The 7,318-nt window shown below is 52.9% G+C and carries 6 protein-coding genes; all 6 read right to left on the bottom strand.

Going from position 1 to position 7,318, the window contains the following annotated elements; genetic code table 11:
- Positions 1 to 6 precede the first annotated feature (6 nt).
- Entirely contained in the window at positions 7 to 633 is a 627-nt protein-coding gene (locus DXH47_RS07805; RefSeq protein ID WP_129032800.1) for an ABC transporter permease, read from the bottom strand.
- On the bottom strand, positions 630 to 1,874 hold the full coding sequence (locus tag DXH47_RS07810; protein WP_129032801.1) for a betaine/proline/choline family ABC transporter ATP-binding protein: 1,245 nt from the start codon (positions 1,872 to 1,874) through the stop codon (positions 630 to 632). Before DXH47_RS07810 ends, DXH47_RS07805 begins: the two co-directional genes overlap by 4 nt.
- A 462-nt stretch (positions 1,875 to 2,336) precedes the next feature.
- Positions 2,337 to 3,572 carry an MFS transporter gene (locus DXH47_RS07815; protein WP_129032802.1) on the bottom strand — a complete coding sequence of 412 codons (1,236 nt, stop codon included), beginning with the start codon at positions 3,570 to 3,572 and terminating at the stop codon, positions 2,337 to 2,339.
- Positions 3,573 to 3,787: 215 nt separating this feature from the next.
- Positions 3,788 to 5,038 (bottom strand): MFS transporter, encoded by a 1,251-nt coding sequence (locus DXH47_RS07820; protein WP_129032803.1) that lies wholly within the window; start codon positions 5,036 to 5,038, stop codon positions 3,788 to 3,790.
- 207 nt (positions 5,039 to 5,245) lie between these two features.
- Complete coding sequence (locus DXH47_RS07825; protein WP_129032804.1) at positions 5,246 to 6,415, bottom strand: MalY/PatB family protein; 1,170 nt, start codon at positions 6,413 to 6,415, stop codon at positions 5,246 to 5,248.
- Entirely contained in the window at positions 6,405 to 7,262 is an 858-nt protein-coding gene (locus DXH47_RS07830) for a DUF3737 family protein (RefSeq protein ID WP_129032805.1), read from the bottom strand. The genes DXH47_RS07825 and DXH47_RS07830 overlap by 11 nt, the downstream gene beginning before the upstream one ends.
- Positions 7,263 to 7,318 lie beyond the last annotated feature (56 nt).

The following is a 7,318-nucleotide window of genomic DNA, read 5'->3' on the forward strand; positions in this document are numbered from 1 at the left end:
GGCCTCCTATCGTAATTCCTTTGGGGTAACGGCAAATTCGAGCTTCCCCAGTAGGTAGTCGACGATCAACGCTAAAATGATTACGGGAATCGAGCCACCCAAAATGAGGTCGGAACGGTATAAATTCAGGCCGTTGAAGATGAAGTCCCCTAAGCCACCGGCACCGATATAGGATGCCAGCGTCGCCCAAGCGATGACGTAGGTGGCGGATAACCGCACCCCGGACATGATGACGGGGGCAGCTAGCGGCAACTCGGCACGAATCATCGATTGCCAGGCGGTCATCCCCATACCTTTCGCGGCGTCTTTCACGTCGGGGGAGACCCCTTCCATGCCTAAGTAGGTGTTCCGCAGAATCGGCAACAGTGAGTAAATGAAGAGGGCCACAATCGCTGGGGTGGACCCAATCCCAAAGATTGGAATCATAATAGCTAAGAGCGCCATGGCAGGGATGGTCTGTAGGACCCCGGCCAAGGTAATCACAGCGTTAGCGCCACGCTTCATTCGGGTCAGTACAATTCCTAAGGGCACGGCAACAATGACCCCTAAAGCCAAGGCAAACGCCGAAATGTACAGGTGTTGGCCGGTTTTAGAAATCAGTTGGGTGCCGTAAGTCGATAAGAAGTTAATCATGACTGACCGTCACTCCCTTCTTCTTTTTCTGTATCCTTATTGTCATCCTTACTGTCGTCTTCATCGCGGTTAGCGGCGGCGTGGATGTCAGCGTTAAACGGTGACGATAGTTCCTCATCGGTTGCGCCCCGCAAAGCGTCGTAAACCAAGTCAACTAACGAAGTCCGGGTGACGATTCCGACTAGCCGGTGATCATCATCCACGACCGGCACGTTCTTCACACCCAGTTTCAAGATGCGTTGAACGGTGTCGCCGATTAAGGCCTTGTCTTGGACGTAGAAGACCTCGTGGTTCATCAATTCACTGACCAGCGTCGAAGCGTTGGTGTTGCGACTAACGTCGTCCAGGTCGATGTAGCCAATCAGCTTGTCTTGGTCATCAGTGACCAGCAAAGTATCGACTCGCTTATCGTGCATTAAATCAATCGTGTCGGACAACGTTTTATCGGGTGAAATGGCAACCGGATTCTTGCGCATGATTTGCTTGATGTTCATGATGTTTGGTTGGGCCCGAATCAAACGTTCCTCACCAATCAAGTTGGTGACAAATTCGTTGGCCGGGTGCCGTAAGATGTTTTCCGGCGTGTCGATTTGGACCTGCTTGCCCTTACTCATGATGACCACACGGGTGGCGAGGCGTAAGGCTTCGTCCATATCGTGGGTCACGAAGATGAAGGTCCGGCCCAGGTCTTCTTGCAAGTGCTTGACTAAGTCCTGCAAAGATTCCCGGGTGATTGGGTCCAGGGCGCCAAAGGGTTCGTCCATCAAGATGATTTCTTGGTCGGCGGCTAAGGCCCGGACAACCCCGATCCGTTGTTGCTGCCCACCGGAGAGCTCACCGGGGTAGCGTTGCAACATCTCTTCTGGCAGTTGCGCCAGGTCGATCATCTTGTGGGCTTGCTTGTCCCGCTTTTCCTTGTCCCAGCCTAACAGCTTGGGGACGATTTCGATGTTTTCTTGGATCGTCATGTGGGGCATCAGGCCGACATTTTGAATGACGTAACCGATTGACCGCCGCAGTTTGACGGGATCCATTTGTGAAATGTCCTTGTCGTTGATTTTAATCGTACCGGACGTCTGGGTGAGCATGCGGTTAATCATCCGCATAGTCGTGGTCTTCCCTGAACCAGAAGTTCCGATGAAGCAGATAAATTCCCCTTTATCGACGTTTAGATTAAAGTCGTCGACGGCAACTTTACCATTAGCATATTCCTTACGTAGGTGTTCCATTGAAAGTAGCATTGATTAACCTCCTGAGTTGAATTGTCCCCGCAGATCAGCCGGGGGGATAATAAAAATAACGATCGGCAGACCGACCTTCCGCTGGCACGGTAAAAGCCTGGTGACCGGTCGTATTAGAATGTTCGTTGACAGGCTTAACTTGGCTCTATTGTACATGAGGTGGGAGCGATTACCAAGAAAAGACAATTGCCGTTGTTGATAATCGGCCCCAATAAACGACCACAAAACCTTATATTTCTAGGCTTTACCGGGATTTCAAAAAGATGTCAACGAGAGATGATATAACCATAACAAAACTTTATGAGTATCTGATAAGTAGTCGCTTATAAAAATGTGAAAATCAGCCTGAAAACAACGCAAAAGGGGCCTGGAATCAGCTTCCAGGCCCCGGTGACAAGTACTAAAACGTGTGTGGAAAGGGGCTGGTCGAGACCAGTTCAGTTCCGAGTGTGACTGAATGAGTTAAGCGTTTGAAGTCTGCGATTGGTGCTGGCGAATCTCGGGAATCAACCACCAGACTAAGGCCAGGTTGATGAGCATCAACGCGGCCGTCGTGATGAAGACGGCGTTATAGTTGAAGATTCCGGCAATCCAACCACCGACCAACGACCCCAACATGTTGCCGACGGACTGGAAGGATTGGTTCCAGCTAAAGACCGTGGACGTGAGTTCGACCGGGGTGTTCTTGGTCAGCAAGGTTTGAATCTCGGGGAACAGGGCCCCATCGGAGATTCCAATCATCAATCGTAACAGGCCCAGCATCCAGACGCTCGTGACGAAGCCCTGGGGCAGATACATGATCGTCGCGAAGATGTACCCGAACAGGAGAACTTTTCCCGACCCGTGTTTGTCCCCGTAACGTCCCAGTCGCGGCGAGGCGATGATGTTCGAAATTCCTGGTAACGCGGCGATGATCCCGGCGACCACCGTAATGGGGCCAACGTTATGCATCAGTTCCTTGACGTACAGACTGATGATCGGGGAGATGGAGATGTTCCCAAACTGCACGATTAACGTGGATGAGAGCAGGACCAAGATCAGCTTAGGGTTCGGAAAGGCGGCCAAGGGGTTGAAACTGCGCTCTTCCTTGGGCTTGGGCGCCACGGGCTTGAACTTTTCTTCGACCAGGCCCCAACTCATAAAGAAGGTGACGAGCAATAAGCCACCGGTGATAAAGAAGGTCAGGCGAATCGAGAAGATCTGCGCCAAGATCCCCCCGAAGACCGGTCCCAACAACATCCCACTCGTCGGACCGGTCATCAACGTACTGAGTGACGCGCCACTATGCTTCCGGGGCGTTTGTGAGGCAACCAAGGCTTGGGCGTTTGAGATATACCCAGCGAAGACCCCTTGGAGCGCCCGCAACGCGACCATTTGCCACACGGTGGTGGCAAAGCCCATCAAGGTCAAGGAAATCCCCATCCCAAGGGATGACCGCAACAGCATGATTTTTCGGCCTTTCCGGTCGGCGAGTAGGCCCCAGAGTGGCGAAGCAATGGCGGAAACTAAGAAATCGGCAGCGTAAACGACCCCACTGTACATGGTCACCTGCGCCTTGGTGTAATCGCCGAAGCTACTAATATATAACGATAAAAAGGGCATGATTTCGCTGAACGCCATGCCGGCGACAAAGGTGCAGAACCACAGCACGTGTAAATTCTTGCGCCATGGGCTGCGCTCCCTTTCAGCTTCATCCAAAGTGCGTCAACTCCTTCGTAAATAAAATGTAAAATGAGCCTCACCCGGCTGGTGACGACTCATCTTTTGCACGATTCATCTAAATGACAACTTATCTAAAATACGCCCTTACTTACAGAAAATCAACCGTTAGCGGTGAGTTGTATGCGCTCGCAATTGATAAATTTACTCGATGCTGGTCACAAACAAACCGTTATCCGTTGGGCGCGTAAGGACTATTTGGGTTGCGAAGTTTTTGGTGAATTTCGCCGAATTTCGGGTGCACCCCACCAAATCAAGGCGAAGTTACTCAACATCAACAGTGCCGTAAAGATGAAGACGGCGTTGTAATTGAAGACCGCGGCGATGAGACCGCCAATTACCGCGCCCAGCGTACTGCCGACCGAATAAAAGGATTGGTTCCAACTGAAGACGGTAGCGGTCAACGACGCGGGGGCGTTCTTCGTCAAGAGCGTTTGAATCTCGGGGAACAGGGCCCCGTCGGCAAACCCAACTAAGAAGCGTAAAATCCCCAGCATGACAACACCGGTCACGAACCCCTGAGGGAAGTAGACTAACGCGCCCAGAATGTAGCCCGCAATCAGGACCTTACCGGACCCGTGTTGGTCGCCATACTGACCGAACCGGGGCGCCGCCAGGATGTTTGAAATCCCCGGTAACGCGACCACGATACCAGAAACGATGGTGATGGGGCCGACGTTATGCATCAACTGTTTGACGTACAGACTGATGATGGGGGTGATGGAAGAGTTGCCGAACTGGACGATCATCGTGGAAGACAGCAGAATGAAAATCAACCGTGATCCCAGGAGCCGTTTGGTCGAACTCACGGGTGTGGGGGCATTGGCGCTAGTAGCAGGTTCTGGTTTGACTGGTTGGAAGTCTTCGTGGACGCAAAAAAGACTCAATAAGAAGGTGATCAACAACAAGCCGGCGGTCACGAAAAAGGTCATGCGAATCGAAAAGAACTGGGCTAGGACCCCACCAATCACCGGACCCAAGAGGTTACCACTAGTTCCGCCGGTCATTAGCGTACTCAAAGCGGCACCGCTATGTTCGCGTGGCACCTGGGAGGCAATCAGGGCCTGCGCTGTGGGGATGTAGCCGGAGAATAATCCCTGCAGGGCCCGTAACCCGACGAGTTGCCAGACGTTGGTGACCAGCCCCATCAAGCCCATGGCGATGGCAATCCCTAAGGACGTTCGTAACAGCATCAGTTTTCGGCCGGTATGGTCGGCCAACATGCCCCAAAGTGGTGCTGTGACGGCGCCGACTAAAAAATTGGCGGCGTAAACGATCCCACTATAGGTGGTCAGTTGAGCCTTAGTGAACGTCCCCATACTGTTCACGTAGAGGGAGAGAAAGGGGACGATTTCACTAAAGGCCATGCCAACGATAAAGGAGCAAAACCAGAGAATATGTAAATTACGCCGCCAAAGAGCTTTCGGTGTTGTCGTGTCAGTCATATGCCCAACCTTCTTTAAAAAAACAGCGTTAATGTTAGCGCTAACATTATACTCTTTATTAAACGCCCCTCCCGGGCAAAGGTCAACGGGTAACCAGGGGATTTAAACCGGGAAGTTGGTGAAAAATAAGACCAAAATCAGGGACCAATGCTTGCACCACAGACATTGGTCCCTGAATCGGATTTTAATTAAATTGTTAGGGGGCTTTTAGGCTTGTGTTTGAAAGTCCTTAACCCCGGTGGCTAGGCGATTCAACCCGTCTTGCAAGCGTTCAGCCGGGCAAGCCACGTTGATCCGCACGAAATCGTGGCCGTTCCCCCCGTAAACGGCGCCGGCCGTGATGAACAGGCCGGTCTTAGCCCGAATGAAGTCACACAGGGCTTGGGTGTCGTGAGTCACTTGACTGCAGTCGATCCAGACCAAGTAGGTGGCGTGGCCTTCGATGACGGTTAAGCCAGGGACGTTAGCGGCGATGAAGGCCGTGAGCGTCTGCTTGTTCGCGGTGATCTGGGCGTTCATGGCGTGGACCCAGTCGGCGCCGGTGGTGTAGGCCGCGATGACGCCGGGGATGGCGAAGGCGTTGGGCTCGGCCAGTTCGTCGGTGTTGAGCCCCCGGTCGACCAGGTTGCGAAGGGCCTCGTTAGGAATGATGACCGTGGCGGCGTGCAGGGCAGCCACGTTGAAGGTCTTACTGGTCGACACGCAGGTCAGGCTGTTTTGCGCGTTGACAGCGTTGACCGACGCAAACGGCGTGTAAGGATGGTCGGCGTCGGTGATGTCACCGTGAATCTCGTCGGACAAGACCGTGACGTGGTTCGTTGCGGCCAGTTGGCCGATATGGGCCAACTCGTCAGCCGTCCAGACCTTGCCCACGGGGTTGTGGGGGTTACAAAGGATCATCATCGTGGTCAGGGGGGCGGCCATTTTGGTGGCTAAGTCGTCCCAGTCAATCGCATAAATGCCATCGTGGTCGACCAAGTCGCTGGAGAGGACGTGACGGCCGTTATTGACGATGGAATTATAGAAGATGTTGTAGACGGGGGCTTGGACCAAGACGTTGTCGCCCACGTTGGTCACCCGCCGCACTGCCGACGAGATAGTCGGTACCACGCCAGTCACGAAGCGCATCCAGGCGGTATCCGGTGTCCAGTTGTGTTCGGTCGCGTACCAGTGTTGGACGGCCTGGAAATAAGCGTCCGGGACTTCTTCGTAACCGAAGATGCCGGTTTTAACTTTGGCTTGGAGCGCTTTTATGATTCCCGGTGCGGTGCGGAAATCCATGTCCGCCACCCACATGGGGAGTTCGTTGTCTTTCACGTCCCATTTGACGGAATTGGTGTGGCGACGGTCGATCATTTCAGAAAAGTCAGTTGTCATGGTGTGCCTCCTGGGTCGTAATCGTAGTTTTATCGGGATCAATGGCAGGATCATCGAAGATGAGGTCGCCGATGGCCTTGGCCTTGATCTGCCCGTTAATCGGGTTTTTGACGCTGTCGATTTTGGTGGTGATGGTGGCGTCGATGTCCGAACAGTATTCGAATGAAAGGTCGGTGTTGACCAACGCGCAGTTTTGCATGGTGAGATGGTCGACGTAACACAGGCCTTGGTCACTTTCGAGCCAACAATTGACGAAGGTGATGTGTTTGGTGTTCCAGGCCAAATATTCACCAATGATGGTCGAATCGTAAATCGTGACGTTCTCGCAGTTCCAAAAGGCATCGTGGGTGATGAACGTTGAGTCGTAGACTTCGATGTTCTTGCCACCGTCGAAGACGTAGTTGCCGGTGACCTTCAGGTTGTGGGCGACTACGTTGTTGGTGTTCATGCCGAAGTAGTCCCCGTTGGCCGTGACGTCGTTGAGTTTGACGTCGTCGCACCACCAGAGGGTCTCACCGGCATTGGCAAAATCGACGTTTTTCAGCGCCAAATGTTGGGCGTGACGAAAGGTCTTGGTGGCTCTGACCGTGGTATTTTGCATGGTCATGTGTTGGGCGTACCAGATGCCGGCGTGGGCATCGGGTTGCCAGGTGGTGTGATCCAAGGTCGTGTGATTGGTGTACCATAGCGGGTATTTCCATTTGAAAATGGTGTGATCGATGGCCAGGTTCTGCCCGTGCTTTAGCGGGGATTCGCCATCGACGAAGGTACTATTGGTGACGTGGAGGTCGTGTCCCTGAAACAGGGCCCGTTCTCCAGTTAACGTTTGTTGGTTGATTTCTTTCATTAGAGTGACTCCTTTTTTATCCAACTGGATACTTCTATTTTAAGCCCTTCGAGCGG

Source organism: Levilactobacillus suantsaii (genome assembly GCF_004115745.1).
Taxonomy (GTDB): Bacteria; Bacillota; Bacilli; order Lactobacillales; family Lactobacillaceae; genus Levilactobacillus; species Levilactobacillus suantsaii.